This window comes from Pseudomonas sp. WS 5071, from assembly GCF_012985765.1.
GTDB classification, from domain to species: Bacteria; Pseudomonadota; Gammaproteobacteria; order Pseudomonadales; family Pseudomonadaceae; genus Aquipseudomonas; species Aquipseudomonas lundensis_A.
The window spans coordinates 150,118-175,900 of record NZ_JAAQWY010000004.1 but is presented as its reverse complement, the minus strand read 5'-3'; the positions used below and the strand labels follow the sequence as shown (position 1 = coordinate 175,900).

23 protein-coding genes are annotated in these 25,783 nt (G+C 57.9%); 12 read left to right on the top strand and 11 right to left on the bottom strand.

Going from position 1 to position 25,783, the window contains the following annotated elements; genetic code table 11:
- Positions 1-18: 18 nt before the first annotated feature.
- Positions 19-912 (bottom strand): LysR family transcriptional regulator ArgP, encoded by an 894-nt coding sequence (locus HBN61_RS03920; protein WP_094994839.1) that lies wholly within the window; start codon positions 910-912, stop codon positions 19-21.
- 110 nt (positions 913-1,022) lie between these two features.
- Here HBN61_RS03920 and HBN61_RS03915 point away from each other — a divergent pair, with 110 nt between their 5' ends.
- The 7 genes from HBN61_RS03915 (at position 1,023) to HBN61_RS03885 (ending at position 10,099) form a co-directional block, all read left to right on the top strand.
- Positions 1,023-1,625 carry a LysE/ArgO family amino acid transporter gene (locus HBN61_RS03915; RefSeq protein ID WP_094994840.1) on the top strand — a complete coding sequence of 201 codons (603 nt, stop codon included), beginning with the start codon at positions 1,023-1,025 and terminating at the stop codon, positions 1,623-1,625.
- Between the two features lie 217 nt (positions 1,626-1,842).
- Entirely contained in the window at positions 1,843-2,439 is a 597-nt protein-coding gene (locus HBN61_RS03910; RefSeq protein WP_047274206.1) for a superoxide dismutase, read from the top strand.
- Positions 2,440-2,704: 265 nt separating this feature from the next.
- Positions 2,705-4,756: a putative bifunctional diguanylate cyclase/phosphodiesterase gene (locus HBN61_RS03905; protein ID WP_170046214.1), complete on the top strand. Its 2,052-nt coding sequence runs from the start codon at positions 2,705-2,707 to the stop codon at positions 4,754-4,756.
- A gap of 161 nt (positions 4,757-4,917) precedes the next feature.
- Positions 4,918-6,264: an imelysin family protein gene (locus HBN61_RS03900; protein ID WP_170046213.1), complete on the top strand. Its 1,347-nt coding sequence runs from the start codon at positions 4,918-4,920 to the stop codon at positions 6,262-6,264.
- A gap of 210 nt (positions 6,265-6,474) precedes the next feature.
- Positions 6,475-7,896: a di-heme oxidoreductase family protein gene (locus HBN61_RS03895; RefSeq protein ID WP_170046212.1), complete on the top strand. Its 1,422-nt coding sequence runs from the start codon at positions 6,475-6,477 to the stop codon at positions 7,894-7,896.
- Between the two features lie 26 nt (positions 7,897-7,922).
- Complete coding sequence (locus HBN61_RS03890; protein WP_094994845.1) at positions 7,923-8,987, top strand: imelysin family protein; 1,065 nt, start codon at positions 7,923-7,925, stop codon at positions 8,985-8,987.
- Positions 8,988-9,001: 14 nt separating this feature from the next.
- The gene (locus tag HBN61_RS03885) at positions 9,002-10,099 is read left to right on the top strand and encodes a DUF1513 domain-containing protein (protein WP_170046211.1); all 1,098 of its coding nucleotides are present in this window, start codon (positions 9,002-9,004) and stop codon (positions 10,097-10,099) included.
- A gap of 82 nt (positions 10,100-10,181) precedes the next feature.
- Here HBN61_RS03885 and HBN61_RS03880 read toward each other — a convergent pair whose 3' ends face one another.
- From HBN61_RS03880 to colR, 5 genes are all read right to left on the bottom strand, one after another.
- The gene (locus HBN61_RS03880; RefSeq protein ID WP_094994847.1) at positions 10,182-10,409 is read right to left on the bottom strand and encodes a hypothetical protein; all 228 of its coding nucleotides are present in this window, start codon (positions 10,407-10,409) and stop codon (positions 10,182-10,184) included.
- Entirely contained in the window at positions 10,409-11,122 is a 714-nt protein-coding gene (locus tag HBN61_RS03875) for a lipopolysaccharide kinase InaA family protein (protein WP_094994848.1), read from the bottom strand. Before HBN61_RS03875 ends, HBN61_RS03880 begins: the two co-directional genes overlap by 1 nt.
- Positions 11,123-11,125: 3 nt before the next feature.
- Positions 11,126-11,806, bottom strand: a complete 681-nt coding sequence (locus tag HBN61_RS03870) for a class I SAM-dependent methyltransferase (RefSeq protein WP_170046210.1) — start codon at positions 11,804-11,806, stop codon at positions 11,126-11,128.
- 203 nt (positions 11,807-12,009) lie between these two features.
- A complete protein-coding gene (locus tag HBN61_RS03865) occupies positions 12,010-13,287 on the bottom strand; it encodes a sensor histidine kinase (RefSeq protein WP_170046209.1) in 1,278 nt (425 codons plus the stop codon).
- On the bottom strand, positions 13,277-13,960 hold the full coding sequence (gene colR / locus HBN61_RS03860) for a two-component system response regulator ColR (protein ID WP_048362807.1): 684 nt from the start codon (positions 13,958-13,960) through the stop codon (positions 13,277-13,279). Before colR ends, HBN61_RS03865 begins: the two co-directional genes overlap by 11 nt.
- Before the next feature lie 203 nt (positions 13,961-14,163).
- Between colR and HBN61_RS03855 the strand changes: the two genes are divergently transcribed.
- Complete coding sequence (locus HBN61_RS03855; protein WP_170046208.1) at positions 14,164-16,113, top strand: LTA synthase family protein; 1,950 nt, start codon at positions 14,164-14,166, stop codon at positions 16,111-16,113.
- Positions 16,114-16,290: 177 nt separating this feature from the next.
- On the opposite strand, the gene groL is transcribed toward HBN61_RS03855, so the two are convergent.
- The 4 genes from groL to HBN61_RS03835 form a co-directional block, all read right to left on the bottom strand.
- Positions 16,291-17,934, bottom strand: a complete 1,644-nt coding sequence (gene groL, locus HBN61_RS03850) for a chaperonin GroEL (RefSeq protein WP_047274181.1) — start codon at positions 17,932-17,934, stop codon at positions 16,291-16,293.
- 49 nt (positions 17,935-17,983) lie between these two features.
- Positions 17,984-18,277, bottom strand: a complete 294-nt coding sequence (locus tag HBN61_RS03845; RefSeq protein ID WP_016779794.1) for a co-chaperone GroES — start codon at positions 18,275-18,277, stop codon at positions 17,984-17,986.
- Positions 18,278-18,520: 243 nt separating this feature from the next.
- Positions 18,521-18,994: an FxsA family protein gene (locus tag HBN61_RS03840; protein ID WP_169963305.1), complete on the bottom strand. Its 474-nt coding sequence runs from the start codon at positions 18,992-18,994 to the stop codon at positions 18,521-18,523.
- A gap of 71 nt (positions 18,995-19,065) precedes the next feature.
- Positions 19,066-19,791 carry a HugZ family pyridoxamine 5'-phosphate oxidase gene (locus HBN61_RS03835; protein WP_094995274.1) on the bottom strand — a complete coding sequence of 242 codons (726 nt, stop codon included), beginning with the start codon at positions 19,789-19,791 and terminating at the stop codon, positions 19,066-19,068.
- A gap of 155 nt (positions 19,792-19,946) precedes the next feature.
- Here HBN61_RS03835 and HBN61_RS03830 point away from each other — a divergent pair, with 155 nt between their 5' ends.
- A complete protein-coding gene (locus tag HBN61_RS03830; RefSeq protein ID WP_170046207.1) occupies positions 19,947-20,705 on the top strand; it encodes an SDR family oxidoreductase in 759 nt (252 codons plus the stop codon).
- 136 nt (positions 20,706-20,841) lie between these two features.
- Here HBN61_RS03830 and HBN61_RS03825 read toward each other — a convergent pair whose 3' ends face one another.
- Positions 20,842-21,855: a DUF481 domain-containing protein gene (locus HBN61_RS03825; RefSeq protein ID WP_169963301.1), complete on the bottom strand. Its 1,014-nt coding sequence runs from the start codon at positions 21,853-21,855 to the stop codon at positions 20,842-20,844.
- A gap of 165 nt (positions 21,856-22,020) precedes the next feature.
- Between HBN61_RS03825 and HBN61_RS03820 the strand changes: the two genes are divergently transcribed.
- The 3 genes from HBN61_RS03820 to HBN61_RS03810 all read left to right on the top strand — a co-directional run bounded on the left by HBN61_RS03820 (position 22,021) and on the right by HBN61_RS03810 (position 25,780).
- Positions 22,021-22,374: an MGMT family protein gene (locus tag HBN61_RS03820; RefSeq protein ID WP_094995277.1), complete on the top strand. Its 354-nt coding sequence runs from the start codon at positions 22,021-22,023 to the stop codon at positions 22,372-22,374.
- A gap of 42 nt (positions 22,375-22,416) precedes the next feature.
- Complete coding sequence (locus tag HBN61_RS03815) at positions 22,417-23,961, top strand: AmpG family muropeptide MFS transporter (protein WP_170046206.1); 1,545 nt, start codon at positions 22,417-22,419, stop codon at positions 23,959-23,961.
- Positions 23,962-24,064: 103 nt separating this feature from the next.
- A complete protein-coding gene (locus HBN61_RS03810; protein ID WP_170046205.1) occupies positions 24,065-25,780 on the top strand; it encodes a proline--tRNA ligase in 1,716 nt (571 codons plus the stop codon).
- The last annotated feature ends 3 nt before the right edge of the window (positions 25,781-25,783 follow it).

Genomic DNA, 25,783 nt, shown 5'->3' with positions numbered 1-25,783 from the left:
CTGTTTGAACGCCTGGTGTCAGGCCAAAGGCACTAACCAGCGTGACGCCGACCGCGATAAATGTTCGGTCAGTTGCCCCAGCAGTTGTCCACCATTACGCCAATGATGCCAGTACAGTGGCACGTCGATCGGTTTATCTGGCAAAAGCTCTACCAGTGTTCCGCTTTCAAGTTGTTCACGCACCTGTAATTCAGGCACCAATCCCCACCCGAGCCCAGCTTCGGCCAGGCGGATAAAGCCTTCGGAGGACGGGCACAAGTGGTGTTCGAAACCGCCGTCTACGCCCAATAAAGCCAGATAACGGTGTTGCAGGAAATCGTCCGGGCCAAACACCAAGGCCGGGGTCTTGGGCAGCAATGCGGCACGTACGCCATCGACAAAATGCCGGGCAATGAATGCAGGGCTGGCCAGCGCGCGGTAACGCATGGCCCCCAATAACACACTTCGGGCCCCTGCCACTGGCCGTTCGCTGGCACACAAACAGGCGGCCACTTCACCTGCGCGCATGCGTTTGAGGCCCACGGTCTGATCCTCGACCACCAAATCCAGCAGCAGATGGTGCTCCGCGCAAAAATCCCCCACCGCCGGCGCCCACCAGGTCGCCAGGCTGTCAGCATTCAAGGCGATGCGTAGACGCTCCGGCAGACCTTCGTCGTCCAGCGCCGGCACACTGCTTTGCAGGTCGCGCTCCAGCAAGCGCACTTGCTGGACATGGTTAAGCAAACGGCGGCCGATTTCAGTCGGACTGGGCGGTGTGGCACGCACTAGTACGGGCTGACCAATACGCGCCTCAAGCAGTTTGATGCGCTGGGAGATGGCCGATTGTGACAGCCCCAACACCTGTGCAGCCCGTTCAAATCCCGCCTGCTCCACCACCGCTGCCAGGGCGGAGAGTAATTTATAGTCGAACATCAGTTTTCCTAATGAGCGATCAGCAATATTGGTTTTTCTTATACAGCTAACACCCCGAGAATAGCCAGCAGCACACCTCTTCTCCCGCTGTAGTTCGATGAGTAATTCTTATGTGGCAAAGCTACCTCAACGGCCTGCTGGTCGCGTTCGGCCTGATTATGGCCATCGGCACTCAAAATGCATTTGTACTGGCGCAAAGCCTGCGCCGTGAACACCACTTGCCCGTCGCCGCCTTCTGTGTGATCTGCGACGCCCTGCTCGTCGCCGCCGGGGTGTTTGGGCTGGCCACGATTCTGGCGCAAAACCCGCTGCTGCTCAGCGTCGCCCGCTGGGGGGGCGCGGTGTTCCTATTGTGGTACGGCACCCAGGCATTGCGTCGCGCTTTTTCGAGTTCCAGCCTTGAACACTCGGCCAACCAGACCGCCCGTTCGCTCAAAGCCGTGATGCTCAGTGCTTTGGCGGTCACATTGCTCAACCCGCACGTGTACCTCGACACCGTGCTGCTGATCGGCTCGCTTGGCGCACAACAAAGCGTGCCCGGTGCCTATGTGATTGGCGCCGCCAGTGCCTCGTTGTTGTGGTTTTTCACCCTGGCCCTTGGCGCGGCCTGGCTGGCACCGTGGCTGGCACGTCCCGGAACCTGGCGTCTTCTCGACCTGCTGGTGGCGGTAATGATGTACGCCGTGGCCGTGCAATTGATCGTGGTCGGGTGATCAAATGCCCGGCAAACAAGGCCGGGCAAGAACCATCGAGTTTTTTCATCAATCGCGCCGGAACCTCTATTCCACACAGTTGTTGCGTGGTTAAGCCGCCACCCCGGTGCTATGATCCTGCCCCTGCGCCGCAAAGAGTAAAAACTCATCGGCGCGTGTTTGGCCGCCCGTGATCGGCCTTGCGCTCATCGCAACTGACCTGATTAGGAGAATCACCATGGCTTTCGAATTGCCGCCACTGCCGTACGCACACGATGCCCTGCAGCCGCACATCTCCAAAGAAACCCTGGAATATCACCACGACAAGCACCACAACACCTACGTCGTGAACCTGAACAACCTGGTACCAGGTACAGAATTCGAAGGTAAAACTCTGGAAGAGATCGTCAAGACCTCTTCGGGCGGCATCTTCAACAACGCAGCTCAAGTGTGGAACCACACGTTCTACTGGAACTGCATGACGCCAAACGGTGGCGGCCAGCCAACCGGCGCACTGGCTGACGCGATCAACGCTTCGTTTGGCTCGTTCGACAAGTTCAAAGAAGAGTTCAGCAAAACCTCCATCGGCACCTTCGGTTCCGGCTGGGGCTGGCTGGTGAAAAAAGCTGACGGTTCCCTGGCCCTGGCCAGCACCATCGGCGCCGGCAACCCGCTGACCAGCGGCGACACCCCGCTGCTGACCTGCGACGTTTGGGAACACGCTTACTACATCGACTACCGCAACGTACGTCCTAAGTATGTTGAAGCGTTCTGGAACCTCGTTAACTGGACGTTCGTGGCCGAGCAGTTCGAAGGCAAAACCTTCACTGCGTAACCACGTCGCCAGACATAAAAACCCGGCATTGCCGGGTTTTTTTTCGCCACGCGAAAGTTGCGACGTCGCTGGCCCCAAAGCGCACGCCAGCTAGACTCACACCACAGAAATTATCTTCGCTCCGTGCTCAAGTTCCGCACCGGCAAGACCGACACAGTGTGCACAGCGTTACCGTATTAACGTTTTAAAGGCGAAGAGTGTCCGCGAGGGATTACCCACAGTCATGGCTACTTGATATCATCCGCCAGAAACAAGGAAGCGCTCTTTGAAGCTGGAACTCAAAAACAGCTTGTCAGTCAAGTTGCTCCGGATCGTGTTGCTCTCGGCACTGATCGTCGGGGTGGTATTGAGCTGCGCGCAAATTGTGTTCGACGCCTACAAGACCCGGCAGTCGATCAACAACGACGCCGAGCGCATCCTCGACATGTTTCGCGACCCCTCCACCCAGGCCGTCTACAGCCTGGACCGGGAGATGGCGATGCAGGTCATCGAAGGTTTGTTTCAGGACGACGCGGTACGGCAGGCCTCCATCGGCCACCCCAAAGAAACCACGCTGGCCGAGAAAACCCGGCCCTTGCGAGAAGCAACCAGTCGTTGGCTGACGGACGTGTTCCTGGACAAGGAGCGCACATTTGTCACGCCACTGGTGGGTCGCGGGCAGTACAGCGAGTACTACGGCGACCTGACCATCACCCTCGACACCGCCAACTATGGCGACGGGTTTCTGATCAATTCGGGCATTATTTTCATTTCGGGCGTCCTGCGCGCCTTGTTGATGGGGCTGGTGCTGTACCTGATCTATCACTGGCTGCTGACCAAGCCCTTGTCTCGCATGATCGAGCACCTGAGTACCATCAACCCGGACCGCCCCAGCCAGCATTTGCTGCCGTTGCTCAAAGGCCATGAGAAAAACGAATTGGGCATCTGGATCAACACTGCCAACCAGTTACTGACGTCGATAGAACGCAATACCCACCTGCGCCACGAAGCCGAAAACACGTTGCTGCGCATGTCGCAGTACGACTTTCTCACCGGGCTGCCCAATCGCCAGCAATTGCAAACCCAGCTCGCCAAGATCCTGTTCGATGCCGGTCGCCTGCAACGCCGGGTGGCGGTGTTGTGCGTGGGGCTGGATGACTTCAAAAGCATCAACGAACAACACGGGTATCAAACTGGCGACCAACTGCTGATGGCTGTGGCTGATCGGCTGCGTGCACACAGCGGTCGGCTGGGCGCGCTCGCCCGCCTTGGCGGTGACCAATTTGCCCTGGTGCAGGCCGATATCGATCAGCCCTATCAGGTCGCGGAGCTGGCGCAAAGTATTCTCGACGACCTCGAAACCCCGTTCCTGCTGGCAGAGCAATCGATCCGGCTGAGGGCAACCATCGGTATCACGCTCTTCCCTGAAGACGGCGACTCCAGCGAAAAACTGCTGCAAAAAGCCGAACAAACCATGACCCTGGCCAAGTCGCGTTCGCGCAGCCGCTATCAGTTCTACATCGCCAGTGTCGACACTGAGATGCGCCGTCGACGCGAGCTGGAAAAAGACCTGCGTGACGCCTTGCAGAGTAACCAGTTGTACCTGGTTTACCAGCCGCAGATCCGCTACAGCGACCATGAGGTCGTGGGTGTTGAAGCGCTCTTGCGCTGGCAGCACCCCATTCACGGCATGGTGCCGCCGGATTTGTTTATCCCGCTGGCCGAGCAAAACGGCAGCATTATCGCTATTGGTGAATGGGTACTGGATCAAGCCTGTCGCCAATTGCGCGAATGGCACGATCAGGGGTTCACCGAGCTGCGCATGGCGGTCAATCTGTCGACCGTGCAGCTGCACCACGCTGACCTGCCGCGAATGGTCAACAACCTGCTGCAAATCTATCTTTTGCCACCCCGCAGCCTTGAACTGGAAGTCACTGAAACCGGCCTGATGGAAGACATCAGCACGGCCGCGCAACACCTGCTCAGCCTGCGTCGCTCCGGCGCCCTGATCGCCATTGATGACTTCGGTACCGGGTATTCATCGCTCAGTTACCTCAAAAGCTTGCCACTGGACAAAATCAAGATCGACAAGAGTTTCGTGCAGGACCTGATTGACGACGACGACGATGCCACCATCGTGCGGGCCATCATCCAGCTCGGCAGAAGCCTGGGCATGCAGGTAATTGCCGAAGGTGTCGAAACCGTTGAGCAGGAAATGTATGTCATCAACGAAGGCTGTCACGAGGGCCAGGGCTACCTGTACAGCAAACCTCTGCCAGCGCGGGAGTTGAGCATTTTTCTGAAGCAGGGCCAGCGCAACAATGCCGCCATTATGTAAATCCATATTTCAGGATTCGCGGTGTAACCGGGTTAGAAAGACGTAAATAGGAAATATTTACAACGCTAACCCTTTACACAAAATGCAAATCTTTCGCATCATGTCGCCATTGTTTTGTGCACTCGCACACGTGTCCCACCTCTCGAAGCAGGATGTTCGCCATGATTCGTTTGCCTCTGGCCTCCGCCAGTTTGCTGGCCATTGCTATTTCACTCGCCGGTTGTGGCGACAAAGACCAAGAAAAAAACACAGCAGCCCCAGCCCCTGCCGCGGCGACGACTCAGGCAACTCCCGCGGCTGACATCAGCGCTGTGAAAATCGACGAAGCGGCGGCCAAGGCCGTGGTTGCCCATTACGCCGACATGGTTCACGCCGTGTACAGCGACGCTCAAAGCACCGCAAAAAAACTGCAAACCGCCATTGATGCCTTCCTCGCCAACCCTAACGACGACACCCTGAAAGCCGCCAAGGCTGCGTGGGTAGAATCGCGCGTGCCTTACTTGCAGAGTGAAGTCTTCCGTTTCGGTAATACCATCATTGACGACTGGGAAGGTCAGGTGAACGCCTGGCCGTTGGACGAAGGCCTGATCGACTACGTTGACGCCAGCTACGCACACGCACTGGGCAACCCGGGCGCCAACGCCAACATCATCGCCAACACCCAAATTCAGGTTGGCGAAGACAAGGTCGACGTCACCGAAATCACCCCTGAAGTATTGGCCAGCCTGAATGAACTGGGCGGCTCGGAAGCCAACGTGGCCACCGGCTACCACGCCATTGAGTTCCTGCTGTGGGGCCAGGACCTGAACGGCACCGGCCCTGGCGCTGGCAACCGTCCTGCCTCTGACTACCTGGAAGGCGAAGGCGCCACCGGCGGCCACAACGACCGTCGTCGCGCTTACCTCAAAGCCGTGACCCAACTGCTGGTTAACGACCTGGACGAAATGGTCGGCAACTGGGCACCCAACGTGCCCGACAACTACCGCGCCTCGCTGGAAGCCGAGCCAGTACAGAACGGCTTGCGCAAGATGCTGTTCGGTATGGGCAGCCTGTCGTTGGGCGAATTGGCGGGCGAGCGCATGAAAGTGTCGCTGGAAGCCAACTCCCCTGAAGACGAGCAAGACTGCTTCAGCGACAACACCCACAACTCGCACTTCTACGATGCCAAAGGCATTCGTAACGTCTACTTGGGTGAGTACGTGCGCGCCGACGGCACTAAAATGATCGGCCCAAGCCTGTCGTCACTGGTGGTCGTGGTTGACCCTGCGGCTGACGCGACACTGAAATCAGACCTGGCTGACACTGAAGCCAAAATTCAGGTCATGGTGGATCGTGCTGCCAAGGGCGAGCACTACGACCAGTTGATCGCGGCAGGCAATGAGTCCGGCAATCAGGTGGTGCGTGATGCCATCGCCGCTCTGGTCAAGCAGACCGGTGCCATCGAACAGGCAGCAGGCAAACTGGGCATCAGCGACCTGAACCCGGACAACGCCGATCACGACTTCTGATCCGAAGGCTTTGCGCGCAAGACATAAGGCGACCTTCGGGTCGCCTTTTTACTGTCCGCCAGACCTTTGAAACGCTTTATGCCGCTCCCTTTTCCAGCTAGAAGACGCATTGACTGCCGCACGTCAAACCAAACGCTAATTCCTCTTATTTCAATTCTCCTTCCCTGCTAAACTTTGCGCCCTCGATTTTGCTCGTAGAACTGGACGCTGATGCCTTCGTTGCCTCTTCGCCTGTCACTGCTGCTCGTGGCCCTGAGCCTGGGCGGTTGTGATGATGCCCCGCGCTTTACCAAACCCGAGCCTGGCGAAGCCCGCTCCGGCGGGACCACGACGGTGCGCAAAACCGACCACAACGCCTTCTCCATGCCATCCGCCAATCTGGCGCCAAGTCGGCGTCTGGATTTCAGTGTCGGCAACAGCTTCTTCCGCAGCCCGTGGGTAATCGCCCCGTCTACCACCACGGCGCGCGACGGGCTTGGGCCGCTGTTCAACACCAATGCCTGCCAAAACTGCCACATCAAGGACGGTCGCGGCCATCCGCCAGCTCCCGGCGCCAAAAACTCAGTGTCGATGCTGGTTCGCCTGTCGATCCCGAATGAGCCGACGTTTGCCACGATGATCGAGCAAGCCGGGATCGTGCCCGAGCCCACTTACGGCGGCCAGTTGCAAGACATGTCGGTTCCGGGCGTCGTACCGGAAGGCAAAGTACGGGTCGAATACACGACAGTACCCGTCCGGTTCAAGGACGGCACCCACGTCGAGCTGCGCAAGCCCACCCTGCAGATCACCCAGTTGGGTTATGGCCCGATGCACCCCGACACACGCTTTTCTGCACGGATTGCCCCGCCCATGATCGGCCTCGGACTGCTCGAGGCCATTCCCGAAGCGGCGATCCTGGCCAATGTCAAAGACGACACGGCGGGCGGAGTGTCCGGGCGTCCCAATTGGGTCTGGGATGACGCGCAACAAAAAACGGTGTTGGGCCGATTCGGCTGGAAAGCCGGCCAACCGAACCTCAATCAACAAAATGTTCACGCCTTTTCTGGTGATATGGGGCTCACCACCTCGTTGAGACCCTTCGATGATTGCACCCGGTCGCAAACGGCATGCCTTGAAGCGCCCAACGGCAACGGCCCGGATGGCGAGCCCGAAGTCAGCGACAACATACTGCGTCTGGTCGAGTTCTATACCCGCAACCTCGCCGTGCCTGCGCGGCGCGATGTCGGTGCGCCCCAGGTGCTGGCCGGGAAGAACCTGTTCTACAAAGCTGGCTGTGTGGCGTGCCATACCCCAACATTCACCACCGCACACGACGCCGCCGAGCCTGAACTGGCCAATCAGGTCATTCACCCCTACAGCGACCTGCTGCTTCACGACATGGGCAAAGGCCTGGCCGACCACCGGACCGAGTTCACAGCCAGTGGTCGCGAGTGGCGCACACCGCCCCTGTGGGGGATTGGTTTGACGCAAAAAGTCAGTGGCCATACACAGTTTTTGCATGACGGTCGTGCCCGCAATCTGCTCGAGGCCGTGCTGTGGCATGGCGGCGAGGCCGAACCGGCGCGCCAGCAGGTTTTACAGTTCAATGCCGAGCAGCGCGCTGCGTTGCTGGCGTTCCTGAATTCTCTTTAAACGCCTACACGATCGGGGACCCCGACATGTTTCGACCCAAGTTGTTGTTCACCAGCCTTGCCGCCCTTGCCTTGGGTGCGTGTGCGCCCCAAGACCCGCAAGCTGTCACCTCGGCTGCGATCGCCAAACAGGTGATCCTGCCCACGTATAGCCGTTGGGTAGACGCTGACCGTCAACTGGCCGTCAGTGCTCTGGCTTATTGCCAAGGCAAGGAAAGCCTGGACACCGCGCGTGCCGACTTCCTGCACGCTCAGAAAGCCTGGGCCGAACTGCAACCCTTGCTGATCGGGCCGCTGGCTGAAGGCAACCGCTCGTGGCAAGTGCAGTTCTGGCCCGATAAAAAGAACCTGGTTGGCCGTCAGGTCGAGCAGTTGGTGATCGCCCAGCCGCAGATCGATGCGGCTGCGCTGGCCAAGTCGAGCGTTGTGGTGCAAGGGTTGTCCGCTTATGAGTACATCCTGTTCGACAGCAAGATCGACCTCGCAGACGAGACCACCAAAGCCCGTTACTGCCCCCTGTTGACCGCCATTGGCGAACGTCAGAAGCAACTGGCCGAAGAGATTCTCGCGAGCTGGAACAGCACCGACGGCATGCTGGCGCAAATGAGCAAGTTCCCGAACCAGCGCTATGCCGACTCCCACGAGGCCATCGCTGACCTGTTGCGGGTTCAGGTCACGGCACTCGACACCTTGAAGAAAAAACTCGGCACCCCGATGGGCCGTCAGAGCAAAGGCATCCCGCAGCCCTTCCAGGCAGACGCATGGCGCAGCGAGTCGTCGCTCAAGAGCCTGGCCGCCAGCCTCGCTGCGGCGCAGACGGTGTGGGTCGGTGTCGATAACAAGGGCCTGCGCGGCCTGCTGCCTGCCGATCAAAAGCCGCTGGCTGACAAGATCGACGCCGCCTATGCGGCCTCGCTCAAACTGTTCAATGACAACACCCGGTCGCTCAATGAGCTGCTCGCTGACGACGCCGGTCGCGCTCAACTGGATGCGATCTACGACAGCTTGAACGTGGTTCACCGCTTGCACGAAGGTGAGCTGGCCAAAGCACTGGGCATCCAATTGGGCTTTAACGCCAACGACGGCGATTAATGAAGGAAGGTTCGATGATGCGCAGGCAAGCTCTGAAACTTGGCGGGTTACTGCTCAGCGCCGTCACGCTGGGCGGTTGGTCGCTGTTCAAACAGAAAGGCCAAAGCCCGCTGTTGCTCAGCGCCCGGGACGATGTGGACGGCAATCACTTCGCTGTCGGCTACACGCTCGACGGCACGCAGGTGTTCAATACCCAGGTCAAGCAACGCTGTCACGACATCATCAACCACCCGACGTTACCCATTGCGCTGTTCGTCGCCCGTCGGCCCGGCACCGAAAGCTACCTGATCAGCCTCAAGGACGGGGCACTGCTGCAAACCGTCACGTCGCTGCCCAACCGCCACTTTTATGGCCACGCCGTGATTCACAAGGACGGTGAATGGCTCTACGCCACTGAAAACGACACAACCGATCCGGGCCGCGGGTTGCTGGGGGTTTACCGCTTTGCAGGCGACCGGCTGATTCACAGCGGCGAGATCCCGACCCATGGCGTCGGCCCGCATCAAGTGTCGTGGATGCCTGACGGCGAAACCCTGGTAGTGGCCAACGGCGGAATTCGTACCGAAGCCGAAAGCCGTGTCGAAATGAACCTCAACGCCATGGAACCCAGCCTGGTGCTGATGCACCGCGACGGCACCCTCCTAAGCAAAGAGACTTTGAGCCAGCAGATGAACAGTGTGCGGCACTTGGGTATTGCCAGCGATGGCACCGTGGTGGCCTGCCAGCAGTTCATGGGTGATGCCCACGAGTTGTCGGAGTTACTGGCAATCAAGCGCCCGGGCCAGCCATTTGAGCCTTTCCCTGTGGCTGAGCAACAGCTACGCGCGATGGGCCATTACACGGCCAGCGTGGCGGTGCACAGTGATCTGCGGCTGGTGGCATTGACGGCGCCGAGGGGCAATAGATTCTTTGTCTGGGATCTGGACAGTGGCGCGGTGCGGCTGGATGCACCGTTAGCAGATTGCGCGGGTGTAGCGGCTGTGAAGGACGGGTTTGTAGTGACCTCGGGGCAAGGACGGTGCCGGTTCTATGATTGCCGACAACCCCAATTGACTGCCAAACCGCTGGATCTACCGGCCGGGCTTTGGGACAACCACCTGCACGTGATGTAACGCAGGCCCGGTGTAGCAACTGTCGGAGAGAGCGTCGCCGAAGGCCGGTCCGGCGACTGCTATCAAGCCCTCTGACATGTTTTCAACCCTGTGGACGTAAACCCTGGGACATACCAAACATGAACAACAGCAGGTCATGATCGGGCGTGGCCACGTTTTGAACCTTGGCCACCCTCGGCAACGGGCAATGATTGCCACTGAGGGTAGCGCTCAATACCTGTGGCCTGGGCTGCTCCCAGGCGGCCAGCGCCACTGACGCAATGGCCAGTGCCGCCAGCAAAAACAAACCTCGTGCAATTTCTCGCTTCATCACCGTAACCCTTTGATGGCGCTGCCAAACACCGTTTCGTAAAAGTAGATGAGTTTGCGCCAGTCGGTATCGCTCCACGACGAATGGCGTCGTAACTGTTTCAGATCGTGTGAGGCAGCTTTATAAGGTGTCAGACGTTGCCTGCATTTCTCCAGATCAAGCAGAGCGACATCTACCTGTGCAGCCTGGGCGGTGCCAGTGACCCGCACAAAAACGTGTTTGATATACAGACAGCCATGCTGCCAGCGCCCCAGGTGCATACGCGCAAGGTTCTGTGCGACTGCTTCCAGTACACGCTCATGTACGGCTTCACCGAACCGTTCACGACCGCCCGCGGCGTACCATTTTTCAATTTCGATATAGCCGTCCAATGACGCCGTGACCAACAAGGCACGCCATTGTTTGTCGCCCGCCTGTTTCGCGCCGCAAAACACCAGCTCGGGCACGTTTACATTAAGTTCGCGCAGCCCGAGCAATGCATCACGTTCTCGCAGCACTGTCGGCCGTCCCTGCGGGTACCGCCAGCTGCGGTAAATATGACCCACTTGACGCTTGGCATAGAGCAACTTGCCGCCTTCATAAATCCTTTGTACGCCACTTTCCCCGCCCCGCCGCTGGTTGGGCTCTTCAACCCATTCACCTTCCTGGCGCCAGTAATGTTCAAAACAATCTTCAGTGGACATCGGGGGTTGCTGTACAAAATCAACAGTCATGAGTTATCTCTTGCGTAGTACGTAAACCCGCCACATCGCGTACAGCGGAATAAAATCCAGATGTTTCTGGATGGTGAAACCAGCCTTTTTAAACTCTTGCTCAACCGTAACAACGGGTAACACAAACCGATTTTGGTAACCCTCCTGCACAGTTGAAGCGCCGCGCCGATGCTCAAGGCGCTTACGTCTCCACGCCTTGAAATTGCCATCGACCCACAGGGAAATAATCACACTGTCGCGGCTGACACGATGAAACTCCCGCAATAGAGCCATCCGGTGACTTGCGTCACCGATATGGTGGAGCAGGCGCATGCAAAAAATGCTGTCGACTGCGTTATCTGGCAGGTCGATATCAAAAGCAGAGGTCTGCAAACGGCGTACCCGTTTTACCACCGAGGCGGGCTGCGCATTTGAAGCCACATCAAGCATAGACGCCGAATTGTCCGCGCCAATGATTTCGCGATTATGTCTTTGTGCCAGCAGCGGCCAGAAACGCCCCGCACCGCACGGCAAATCCAGCACCACAGCAAGCTCACCGGCCAACGCCAGCGCATGGCGAGCCAGTTGCTCATCCCGGGCATGGGACAAGCGGCGTGCCAAACCGTTCTGGTGCTTTAACAGATAATCCGAGGCGTGCTGCTGGTCGTACTTTTCAGAAAACTTGAGTTTGATCGCGGGGCTCATGATGGCTCTCCTGAAGCGTGTAGCCATCACCTTAATCAGGCAGCTGTGAGCTTCAGGTCATCAACGAGTGAAAAAAATGTGGTGTAAACCCGGCAATGTTTGCGAGGTTTTACAGGCTAGAAATGGTGGCGCAGGGCCACTTCACGACTAAAAACGCTCGTTTTACGACAACCTGCCGGGCGCAGGCTGTCGTAAAAGAAGGATTAGTCTGAAGGATTAAGTTCTACGCGGAAGCGGCATCCATTGGGCTCCATGGTCGTCAGCGTCACGCGCCAGCCCTGGCTGTCACAGATTCGCTGCACCAGGGATAGCCCCAGGCCGAGCCCTTCTCCGCGTTTTTCACTGCCGCGCACGAAAGGCTGGAACATCGCCTGACGTTTCTCTTCCGGGATGCCTACGCCACTGTCTTCCACCACAAACCCGGCGGGTTTCAGGGTGAGGCGAATGAAACCCGTGTCGGTGTAGTGCAAGGCATTGCGCAGCAGGTTGCCCATCACCGCATGCAGAAAAGTCGCGTTGTAGAGCGTATCGAGTGGTTCGCCCGGCTGATAGATCAATTCCAGCCCTTTGGCTTCGATTGGCCCGCGCCACAGACTGATCAAGCCTTCAGCCACCGTCGAGAGGTTGACCTTAGGCGACATGCTGGCGTCCTCATGCTGCGCACGCGCCAGCATCAGGAAGGTTTGCACCAGTTCACGCATTTCTTCACAGGCACGGGAAATTCGCTCAACCTGCGAGCGGCTGCGCTGATCCAGGCCCGGACTTTCGAGCAACAGCTCGCAGGAACTGGCCAGCACCATCAATGGCGTACGCAACTCATGGCTGACGTCACTGGTAAACAACCGCTCACGCGTCAGGGTGGCACGCAGTCGGCCCAACGTGGCGTCAAAGGCCACGGCCAGCTCACCCACTTCGTCAGCCGCGTAATCGGGCGCCAGCGGCGGCGCCAGCCCAAGGAGCTGGTCGCGATGACGCACCTGCCGCGCCAGCCTCACCACGGGAGCCATCACCCGCCGAGCCAGCACCCACCCCAGAAACACTGCCAGCGCCAGTGCCAGCACAAAGCCCACCAGCACCACGGCAAACAGCACCCGCTCGCGCTCTTCAAAGTCACTCTGGTCTTGCAGCAACACGTAGCGACGACCGTCCACCACTTCCACCATGGCGTGATACGACAGCTGATCGCGGAATACCTCGTGGAAGCCGGGTTCCAGATGGCGCAAGTCCTTGGGCAAGGCAAAGTCGCCGCGACCGCCACTGTAATAAAACAGCTGATCGGGTTCGGGGCGGTGGTTCCAGTCCGCGACGTTGTCCATCAGCAACAGGCGCTGCAAGTCGCCGCCAAGGCCGGCCGAGATGAGCTTCTCTTCCACCAAATGCACAGTGGCCACGATGCCCATGGCAAAGGTACCCGCCACCAGCGCGCTCATCAGCGCAAAAGCAATGATGATTCGCTGGGCGAGGCTTTGCTTAAACTCCATCGCGCGCCTCGGCGAGGCGGTAGCCCACGCCATGCACGGTTTGCAGCAGCGGCTTGTCGAACGGTTTGTCGATCACTTGGCGCAATTGATGAACATGGCTGCGCAAGCTGTCGCTGTCCGGGCAATCATCGCCCCACAACGCTTCTTCCAGCACTTCACGGCGCAACACATGGGGGCTTTTCTGCATCAGCACGGCCAACAACTTCAGGCCCACAGGGTTGAGCTTAAGCAAACGCCCGTCACGGGTGACTTCCAGGGTGTCGAGGTCGTATTTCAAATCCGCTACTTGCAACTCGCGGCGCCCTCCGCCCTGCGCACGGCGCAGCACCGCTTCAATGCGGGCCGCCAGCTCAGACAGTGCGAACGGCTTGAGCAGGTAATCGTCGGCTCCCGACTTGAAACCTTGCAAACGGTCGTCCAGTTGATCGCGCGCGGTAAGCATGATCACCGGCGTATCACGACGGGCATCTTCACGTAGGCGTTTGCACAAAGTGTAGCCGTCGATACCGGGCAACATGATGTCGAGCACGATCAGGTCGTAATGCTCGGTGGCCGCCAGGTGCAACCCCGACAAGCCGTCTTGCGCACAATCGACGGTATAGCCCTTAAGGCCCAGATAATCGGCCAGATTGGCGAGGATATCGCGGTTGTCTTCAACCAATAGAATTCGCATGGGCACTATCTCCGTACGCAGTTACGGCCGTCTTGGCCCGCGCAGCTTAGTGCGAACAACGCCGCAGGGCTAGCGCCACAAGGCGTTCGAAGGATTTAGTTGGACGGCTGACGCCCTTAACATTTTTTTCACTTACGGTTCACAAGTGGCCGACAGCCCTCTGAGCAGACTTGCGCACCCCACGGGTTTAAGGAAAACCGACCATGCGTCTGCTGCACACTGCGCCAATGCGCTATCTCCTTCTGTTGACTGGCTGTTGGCTGGCGACCTTTCTCATCACTCGTGGCGTTTTACTGGCCACTCACGTGGGTGAGGCGGGCAATCAGTGGCTGCCCGTATTCGGCATCGGACTGCTCTACGACCTGGGCTTTTTAGCTTATGCCGCGTTGCCGCTGGGCCTTTACCTGTTGCTCTGCCCGCCTGCGCTGTGGCGCCGACGCGGACATCGCTGGTTCCTGCAAGGGCTGTTGAGTGTCAGTTTATTCGCCATGCTGTTCACCGCCGTGGCGGAGTGGTTGTTCTGGGATGAGTTCGGCGTGCGCTTCAATTTCATCGCCGTCGACTATCTGGTTTATTCGGACGAAGTGCTTAATAACGTGCTGGAGTCCTACCCGATTGGCGCCCTGCTCAGCACCATCGCAGCCGTGGCCATCGCCCTGAGCGTTGCCCTGCGCAAGCCCTTCAAGGCAGCCATGAATGCGCCATTACCTGCTTTACGCGATCGCGCGGTTAGCCTGGCCGGTTTGTTGTTAATCGCAGGGCTAAGCCTGCAACTGCTCAATCAGGACAGCCCCCGCGGCCAAGGTGGCAATGCTTACCAGCATGAACTGGCGAGCAACGGGCCGTATCAATTCTTCGCGGCATTTCGCAACAACGAACTCGATTACCAGCAGTTCTATGCCAGCCTGCCTACCGAGGTCGTGGCCAAACAGATACGCGCCGAGTTGACGGAGCCCAACGCATCTTTCGTGGGCCAGGACCCGTTGGATATCCGCCGCACTATCGACAACCCCGGTTCGCCCATCCAGCCCAATATCGTGCTGGTGACCATTGAAAGCTTGAGTGCCAAATACCTGGGCAGCAACGGTGATGATCGCAATCTCACGCCGAACCTTGATCAATTGCGCAAAGAGAGCCTGTACTTCAACAACTTTTACGCCACCGGCACCCGCACCGATCGCGGCCTGGAAGCCATTACCTTGGCCATTCCCCCTACCCCAGGACGTTCCATCGTCAAGCGCATAGGACGGGAAAGCGGCTTCGCCAGCCTGGGCCAGCAACTCAACGCCGTCGGTTATGACAGTGTGTTTGTGTACGGCGGCCGTGGTTACTTTGACAACATGAACGCGTTTTTCAGCGGTAACGGCTACCGCGTGGTGGACCAAAGCAGCGTGAACGAAGCTGACATTCACTTCAAAAACGCTTGGGGCATGGCCGATGAAGATCTGTACCGTGAAACCCTGAAACTGGCAGACGCCGACTTCGCCAAGAACAAGCCGTTCTTGCTGCAATTGATGACGACGTCAAACCATCGTCCCTACACCTACCCTGACAACCGCATCGATATCAAGTCAGGCAATGGCCGTGACGGTGCGGTGAAATACACCGACTACGCTATCGGCCAATTCCTGAACGATGCTCGGAAGAAACCATGGTTCGACAACACGATCTTTGTCTTTGTGGCCGATCACACTGCCGGCAGCGCAGGTAAAGAAGATCTGCCAATCAGCAATTACCAGATTCCCTTGTTCATCTATGCCCCAAAGATGATCCAGGCACGGGAAAGCGCACAATTGGCCAGCCAGATTGACTTGGCTCCGACGTTGCTGGGCCTGTTGAACCTGGATTATCAGTCCACCTTTTTTGGCCGCAACTTGCTGCAAGACAACCCGCTGCCGCCACGGGTGGTGGTGGGCAACTACCAGCATTTAGGATTATTCGATGGCAAAGATCTGGCCATTCTGAGCCCGCGTCAGGGCCTGCGTCGCCACGATCAGGCGCTGACCGACAGCATTGAATCCCGCGCTCCGGCAACCGATGCGTTAATTGAGCGGGCGATCACCTACTACCAAACTGCCAGTTATGGCTACAAACAGCAGTTATTGAGCTGGAAACCCGTGCAGGCAGTGCCTGAGCAGATCACGAAACGCTGAACTCGACGGATAACTGCGGTCTTGGTGAAGGACCGCAGCGGTGGGCTTGAGTGGCACGACATCGTTTGCCACTCACCCGCTTGGCCAACGTGGTGTGCTACATGCCCAAACGCGAGGCAATAAAAAGCCCCGCCTGATTACTCAGGCGGGGCTTTTGCGTATCGGGGTAAGGCTGGCTTACATCATGCCGCCCATACCACCCATGCCGCCCATGTCTGGCATGCCGCCGCCAGCTGGTTTGTCTTCCTGGATCTCGGCGATCATCGCTTCAGTGGTGATCATCAGGCTGGCAATCGACGAAGCCGCTTGCAGAGCCGAACGAGTCACTTTAGCCGGGTCAAGGATACCCATTTCGATCATGTCGCCGTATTCGCCAGTGGCAGCGTTGTAACCGTAGTTACCCGAACCCTGCTTCACTTTGTCGACCACTACGCTTGGCTCGTCACCGGAGTTGGCAACGATCTGACGCAGAGGCGCTTCAACTGCACGACGCAGCAGCGCGATACCGACGTTTTGATCAGCGTTGTCGCCTTTCAATTCAGAGATAGCTTGCAGAGCGCGAACCAGTGCCACGCCACCGCCAGGTACCACGCCTTCTTCAACGGCTGCACGGGTAGCGTGCAGGGCGTCTTCAACGCGGGCTTTCTTCTCTTTCATTTCAACTTCAGAACCGGCGCCAACCTTGATCACAGCAACACCGCCGGACAGTTTGGCCAGACGCTCTTGCAGTTTTTCACGGTCGTAATCAGAGGTGGTATCAGCCACTTGTGCACGGATCTGAGTCACACGTGCCTGGATGTCCGCATCGTTGCCAGCACCATCGATGATGGTGGTGTTTTCTTTGGACAGGATCACGCGCTTGGCGTTACCCAGGTGCTCCAGGGTTGTGCTTTCCAGGCTCAGGCCGATCTCTTCGGAGATCACAGTACCGCCAGTCAGAACAGCGATGTCCTGCAGCATGGCTTTGCGACGGTCGCCGAAGCCAGGTGCTTTAACAGCAGCCACTTTCACGATACCGCGCATGTTGTTCACAACCAGCGTCGCCAAGGCTTCGCCTTCAACGTCTTCGGCCACGATCAGCAGTGGACGGCCGGCTTTGGCTACGGCTTCCAGTACTGGCAGCATTTCGCGGATGTTGGAGATCTTTTTGTCAACCAACAGGATCAGCGGACCGTCCAGCTCAGCCACCATGGTGTCTGGCTTGTTCACGAAGTAAGGGGACAGGTAGCCGCGGTCAAACTGCATGCCTTCAACCACAGACAGTTCGTTTTCCAGGCCAGAGCCTTCTTCAACGGTGATCACGCCTTCTTTACCGACTTTTTCCATGGCTTCGGCAATGATGTCGCCGATGGAGTTGTCGGAGTTGGCAGAGATAGTACCTACCTGAGCGATCGCCTTGCTGTCAGCGCATGGCTTGGCCAGTTCACGCAGCTCTTTGACGATAGCGATGGTCGCTTTGTCGATACCGCGCTTGAGGTCCATCGGGTTCATGCCGGCAGCGACGGCTTTCAGGCCTTCGTTGACGATCGATTGAGCCAGAACGGTTGCAGTCGTAGTACCGTCACCGGCGTCATCGTTGGCACGGGAAGCAACGTCTTTAACCAGTTGCGCGCCCATGTTTTCGAAGCGGTCTTTCAGCTCGATTTCTTTGGCAACGGACACGCCGTCCTTGGTGATGGTCGGAGCGCCGAAGCTCTTCTCGATGATCACGTTACGGCCTTTAGGGCCCAGGGTCGCTTTTACTGCGTCAGCCAGGACGTTTACACCGGCGAGCATTTTTTTACGGGCGGAATCGCCGAATTTAACTTCTTTAGCAGCCATGATCGTTCTTCCTTAAATACTGTGTAGTAACGGGAAAATGAGCGGGAAATCAGCCTTCGATAACAGCGAGAATCTCGTTCTCAGCCATTACCAACAGGTCTTCGCCGTCTACCTTCACGGTGTTGCTGCCGGAGTAAGGGCCGAACACAACTTTGTCACCCACTTTCACGGCCAGCGCACGCACTTCACCGTTGTCCAGAACGCGACCCGTGCCCACAGCGATCACTTCACCGCTGTTGGCTTTTTCAGCAGCCGAACCAGGCAGAACGATACCGCCAGCGGTTTTCTTTTCTTCTTCGCTGCGACGGATTACGACGCGGTCATGCAGAGGACGAAGCTTCATTGTCGATCTCTCCTAATTGTGGTGTTCATCGGCCGGTTTCATACCGGCTGGGTTTACAAGTCCGGAATTGCCGGGGGTGTTTCGCGGATAAGTGCTTGCTGTTGCCAGCAAAACCCTGCGGTGTCCGTTACATGAGGGCGGCCGTAGTGATTACAAGGGCCGACCCATGATTTTTTTTGCGAAGATCAGCCACTCAAAAACGAACACGGCACCGAAGTGCCGTGCTTTAAACGCTGAATCGCTTTACTTGTCGCGGTGCTCAAACTCACCCTCGATCACGTTCGGTTCGCGCCCCAGGGGCTGATGAGTGCCAGGGCGCACCGGCGCATCGAATTCATCGGCAAAGGCACGCTGACGCATGGCCTGTTCTTCCGCGCGTTTGCGCAGGCGCTTGACCAGCAGCCCCCGCACGGGAGGCAAAAGCAACAGCAAGCCTGCGATGTCGCTGATAAAACCGGGAAGCACCAGCAAGCCACCGCCCAACGCCATCATCAAACCGTGGAGCATTTGCTCGGCAGGCAACTCGCCGCGATTCAAGCTTTCGCGCGCGCTGAGTGCTGTCGCCAACCCGGCAACCCGCACCACAAGAATCCCCAGCATGGAGCCGGCAATGATCAGCAGCAACGCGGGGAAAAAACCGATCGCGGTGCTGACCTTGAAAAAGACGTACAGCTCTAGCACGGGAAACAACAGAAAGAGCAATAGAAAAGCGCGCATCAAATGATTCCTCTCCGGAAGAATATCTTCCAACCCAGCTTAGATGACGGCGCTTGGCGCTGAATTCAAGGTCAGGCTGGCTGTTTTTTCGGCCACTCACTGGCGCGGGCCAGAAAAACCAAGGCTTCGCGCGCTTGTATCGGAGTGTTACAAACCTGCGGAAAGCCTAGCCAATAAAGGCCCGCTCCGATGCGTAAATGCATACCTTCACTGTCTATTGCGACCAGCACGGCAGGTGCGGTTTGCGGCAATCGCGCTAATTGCACGTAATGCTGTATCGCATTGGCGTGATCATCATTCATGTGTTCAACCATGCGCCGCTCGGCTTGCCCGGCAAACGGGTTAGCCAAGGTCACCTGATCCAGCCAGTGAATGGCGCCAAACCCGCCGATATAACGATGCCGCACAGGTTTAAGCACCCAAAAGTCAAAATCGTGAGCCGTGTGGTAGCTCCGAGACTCGGGGAAGTAGCGGTAATAACGCTCGGCAGCCGCTTCAATGGCCGTGGCATCGCTCAATTGTTCGGCTTCAGCCATCACAGTTAAACGCCCTACTGCCTGAACATCCTCGGCCCCGCGCTCGCCGACCATCAAAGAGCATTTGGGATCTTGACGCAGGTTATGGGTGTGTTGGGCAATGCGACTGATGAGAATCAAGGGGCGGCCTTGATCATCCAGGCAATAGGGCACAACCGACCCGAACGGGAAACCCGGCATCGCTTTGGACTGCGTCGCCAGTGCTCCACGGTATTCCTTGAGCAGTAATTCTCGGGCATGCTTGGCAGCTTCAACGCTCAACGTGTGACTCCTTATAAAAAATCCGTCGAAAACGGACGAGTTCAGGGCATGCAGTACACCCGCACTCAGGGCTGTATTTGATAGACGACCGCTCCCCCGGCGTAGATCAAGGCTGTGTAAGGAATCACTCCGATAAATTGCTGCCGAGGGCTGTCATGCAACTTAAAGACAAAGTAATCATTATCACTGGCGGTTGCCAAGGACTAGGTCGTGCCATGGCCGAGTATCTGGCTGCCAAGGGCGCCAAACTGGCGCTGGTTGACCTCAATCCGGAAAAACTCGAGCTGGCTTTGACAGCCTGTCAGGCACACGGCGTCGAGGCACGCGCGTATTTATGCAATGTGGCGGATGAAGAGCAGGTCACACAAACGGTGTCACAGATTGCCGATGACTTTGGAGCGATCCACGGCCTGATCAATAACGCCGGTATTCTGCGCGATGGCATGTTGCTCAAGGTTAAAGACGGCGAAATCACCAAGATGAGCCTGGCGCAGTGGCAGGCAGTGATTGATGTGAACCTGACCGGCGTGTTCCTGTGCACCCGTGAAGTGGCAGCCAAAATGGTTGAGCTGAACAATCAGGGCGCGATTGTTAATATCTCGTCTATTTCGCGGGCCGGTAACGTGGGCCAGACCAACTACTCGGCGGCCAAGGCGGGCGTAGCCGCTGCGACCGTAACTTGGGCCAAGGAGCTGGCACGCTATGGCATTCGGGTCGCGGGGATTGCGCCGGGCTTCATCGAAACTGAAATGACCCTGGGCATGAAACCTGAAGCGCTGGAGAAAATGACCTCGTTTATCCCGCTTAAGCGCATGGGCAAAGTCGAAGAAATTGCTCATTCGGCGGCTTATATCCTTGAGAACGACTACTACAGCGGACGAATCCTGGAGCTCGATGGCGGGCTGCGGATCTAACCCGGCGTAGCGCAACCAACACTGGGGCAGTCGTTTCAGGCAATGCCTTTTAAGCGGCAATCATTAGCCCTGAAACCACTGCCATTGGCGCCGATACTGCATGCATATGCGGCTTTCGGCAGCCGATTCGCATCGGTTACCAGGTCACACCAAACCCTGCGGTGTAGCGGGTTTTGTTGAGGGTGTTGTCAGTACCGCTGCCACTGCCTACCAAGTCTTTCTCCGCCTTAAGATTGAGCGAAGCCCACTCAGTGACTTTGTAACGCAGGCCAATTTCGGCCTCAAGGCTGTAATCCGAGGCACTGGCCAACGGCTTGCCGACTTCGCCATTGGTGAAAAGCGACACCGTCTTGCCCAGCAAATAACGGTTGTAGTCCCAACGCATGGCCAAGGAGTAGAAGTTGTCCTTCTTGCCGTCCGAGTATTCGTAATCCGTGCGGTTCACCAGTGAACCGAGCGAGAACGCGCCAAGTTCGTCATCCCAAAACTGATAACCAGGCCCCGTACCCACGGTGCGCTGACGCGAGATGTCTTCGACCCTGTCACGCTTGTAAGTCAGGCGACCTTGCCAGTACCACTTTTCATCAAGGAAGTGGTCGAGGGCATATTCGGCACTCCAGTTGTCAGTGGTGACCACATCGTTCTGGAACTCGCGGTTGTACTCGCCTTCGGCATGATGACGCCACGCACCGTGACGGGCAGTGGTTTTAAAGTCGATGTCGTAATCGTCGGTGTCTTTGTCGGCGCGTTTGTAGTCGAGCGCTACATCTATATTGCCCTTCCAGACCAGATCTTCAATCACAGGCTTGGGTTTGATGATCTGTTGAATACTTGCCAGATCGACCGTCTTGGGTTCGTCGCCATTGGCCAGCGTGACCTTCCCGTCCTCGGCTGCTTTTAGCGATTTGGCTTTTTCGCCAGCATACGCATCCTGTTTGACCAATAATTCCTGATCGCTCTCAAGGGTTTTGACCTCTTTCCAATCAATTGGAATGGCCCCCGCGTACTTGGTTTGAATGAGTAACTTGCCGCCATCGAACACTTTAATTTTGCCGCTCAGGCGGTCGCCGTTTTTTAACCAGACCGTATCAGCAAGCAAAGGCGTGGACACATTCAACACAGCGAGGCATAACAGGGTTCTGGACAACATAAGCAGATGCGAAACTCAGGTTTGCGAAAGAATGCCGGCATTATCCAGATGGACACGCCCCAGGCAAAGAAAGACCGGCTGAAAAGGATGTAGTTCCTTCATTAGTCCAATTGACAGAAACGCCTTCAGCCCTCCACCCAAGCCATCTACCTGTAGAAACGTGCCGTGAATTGCGACCCATCTCCTGTTCAAACGCCCGCCGACGTCCGCCGTGAAGCGCTCTATTCAACGCTGATGCAGGTGCCCGCCGGGTATGTGGTCACTTATGGCCAGCTCGCCGAGCTGGCGGGCCTGGGCCGGGCGGCACGGTGGGTCGGGCGCACGCTCAGCCAGCTACCGGAAGGCTCACGCTTGCCGTGGCATCGCGTGATTGCAGCGGGCGGGCGTATCAGTTTGCCAGCAGGGTCGCCATCGGGAGATGAGCAGCGCGCGCGACTTCGCAGCGAAGGGCTGAGCATTTTGAATAATCGCGTGGATATACAACGCCATGGCTGGCGCCCGATAGAGCACTGCGGTTAGAGTGCGGCCTTTGTTTCCGTAACCTGAGGCAGACTCCAGCCCATGCCCCGTAAAACCTGGCGCGCCGCGCTCGCTGCCTATGCCAGCCCCTCGACTCTTGTGCTGTTGCTGCTCGGTTTTGCCGCCGGCTTGCCGTACATGCTGGTGTTCTCAACGCTTTCCGTCTGGTTGCGCGAGGCCGGTGTGGCCCGCGAAACCATTGGCTACGCCAGCCTGATCGGTCTGGCCTACGCCTTTAAATGGGTGTGGTCACCACTGCTCGACCAATGGCGCCTGCCTTTGCTGGGTAGACTCGGCCGCCGTCGCTCCTGGCTGGTGCTCGCGCAATCCCTGGTTATTCTGGGCCTGATCGGCATGGGGTTCTGTGACCCGCAAAAGCATCTTTCCTGGCTGATTGCCATTGCCGTCATCGTGTCTTTTGCCTCGGCCACCCAAGACATTGCCGTCGACGCTTACCGCCTGGAGATTGCAGAAGACAGCCGTCAAGCCGCACTCGCCGCCAGCTACATGTCCGGTTATCGGGTAGCCGCTTTGCTGGCCACGGCCGGAGCCCTGTTTTTCGCGGAAGGTTTCGGCTCCACCGGATTCAACTACAAACACTCGGCCTGGACCGGCACCTACGTGCTGTTCGGGTTACTGATGGTTCCGGCCCTGCTGACCACCTTTTTCATGCGCGAACCGCCCGTGCCCCTGCGCACTCAGTTGTCAGCCGGGCGATACAGCTTCGGCCATCAACTGGCATCGGTGTTTGTGCTGATTGTGCTGCTGGTCTCGGTCCCCGCGATGTTTACCCAGCTCTACAACACCGATTTCGCAAGCGTGCTCTTTGGTGACCAGACACCTCTGAATTTGCTGCTGGAAGACCGGGCGTTCCTGCGTGCGATCTTGTACACCTTACTCACCGTACTGTGCCTGTCTTCAATTGGACGACGCGGGTTGGCGCCCGTTCTCACACCCGTTAACGACTTTATCGTGCGCTACCGGTGGCAAGCCTTGTTGCTGCTCGGCCTGATCGCCACCTACCGAATGTCTGACACGGTCATGGGCGTCATGGCCAATGTGTTCTACATCGACCAAGGCTTCACCAAAGACCAGATTGCCGGTGTCAGCAAGATTTTCGGCCTGATCATGACCCTCGTCGGTGCAGGCATGGGCGGCCTGCTGATCGTGCGCTTCGGCATCCTGCCGATCCTGCTCATCGGCGGTGCTGCTTCGGCCGGGACCAACCTGCTGTTCATGCTGCTGGCTGACATGGGCCCGAATGTGCAGATGCTGATTGTCACGATATCACTCGACAACTTCAGCTCCGGCCTCGCCACATCGGCCTTCGTGGCCTACCTGTCGAGCCTGACCAACCTTAAGTTTTCCGCCACTCAATACGCCCTGCTCAGCTCCATCATGCTGCTGCTGCCGCGCCTGATGGGTGGGTACTCCGGCGTACTGGTCGAGAAGTTCGGCTATCACAACTTCTTCATCATTACGGCAGTGATGGGTATTCCCACGCTGCTGTTGATCAGCCTGCACTGGTATCAAGAGAGCCGCCGCGCACGACAAAAGCCCCCTGTCGATCTCGAAAAAGCGCCGTAAACACACGGGGGATCCAGCCTCCCCCGCCCGGCCTGTACGCAAGCACATCTCGCCCGTACAATGCCCAGTCATTTCTAGTCATCAGCAACGGCACCGGCTAACCATGCGCACCAGTCAATATTTGCTCGCCACACAAAAAGAAACGCCATCGGACGCGGTCGTTATCAGCCATCAGCTGATGCTGCGCGCAGGCATGATTCGCAAACTTGCTTCCGGCCTGTACACCTGGCTGCCCATGGGCCTGCGCATCATGCGCAAGGCCGAAGCCATTGTTCGTGAAGAAATGAACGCTGCAGGCGCTCTGGAAGTGCTGATGCCGAGCATCCAGCCGGCCGAGCTGTGGCAGGAATCCGGGCGCTGGGAAGAATACGGCCCTGAACTGCTACGCCTTAAAGACCGTCATGGTCGTGAATTCTGCGTGGGCCCGACCCATGAAGAAGTGATCACCGACCTGTGCCGCAACGAGTTGAACAGCTACAAGCAGCTGCCTATCAACCTGTATCAGATCCAGACCAAGTTCCGTGACGAGATCCGTCCCCGTTTCGGTTTGATGCGCGGCCGTGAATTCATCATGAAGGACGCGTATTCCTTCCACGCCGACGAAGCCTCGCTGCAGGTCACTTACGACCGCATGCACCAGGCATACTGCAACGTGTTCACCCGTCTTGGCCTGAACTTCCGCCCGGTCGAAGCCGACAACGGCTCAATTGGCGGCGCTGGCTCCCACGAATTCCACGTGCTGGCAGAATCGGGCGAAGACGACATCGTTTTCAGCAACGGTTCCGACTACGCGGCCAACATTGAAAAAGCCGAAGCCGTACCGACTGAAACCGCACGGCCTGCGGCCACTGAAGCACTACGTCTGGTCGACACCCCGGACGCCAAAACCATTCAGCAGTTGGTAGAAGGTCACAGCCTGCCAATCGAAAAAACCGTCAAGACCCTGATCGTTCACGCCGCCGAAGAAGGCAAGCTGATCGCGCTGGTGATTCGTGGTGACCACGAGCTGAACGAAATCAAAGCCGCCAACCACCCGTTGGTCGCCAGCCCGCTGGTCATGGCCGGCGATGCCGAGCTGCGCGATGCCATCGGTGCCGGCGCAGGCTCGCTGGGCCCGTTGAACCTGCCATTGCCTTGCATCATTGATCGCTCGGTCGAGATGATGAGCGACTTCGCCGTGGGTGCGAACATCGACGACAAGCATTACTTCGGTGTGAACTGGGAGCGTGACCTGCCCGTACCAACCGTTGCCGATCTACGTAATGTCGTCGCTGGCGACCCTAGCCCGGACGGCAAAGGCACACTGGAAATCAAGCGCGGCATCGAAGTGGGCCACATTTTCCAACTGGGCACCAAGTACAGCGAAGCCATGAAGTGCCAGGTATTGGGCGAGAACGGCAAGCCGGTCACGTTGAGCATGGGCTGCTACGGCATTGGTGTTTCCCGCGTGGTTGCTGCTGCCATCGAACAGAACAACGACGAGCGCGGCATTATCTGGAGCGATGCGTTGGCGCCGTTCCAGGTGGCACTGGTGCCACTGCGTTATGAAACCGAAGCAGTGCGCGAAGCCACGGACGCCTTGTACGCCCAGCTGACAGCCGCAGGCTTTGAAGTACTGCTGGACGATCGCGACAAGAAAACCAGCCCCGGCATCAAGTTCGCTGACATGGAGCTGATCGGCATCCCGCACCGCATCGTGGTCAGTGACCGAGGCCTGGCCGAAGGTAACCTGGAGTACAAGAGTCGCACTGAAGCAGAGCCGCAAGCACTGCCCGTGGCTGACGTCCTGGCATTCCTTCAGGCACGCATCCGTCGCTGAACC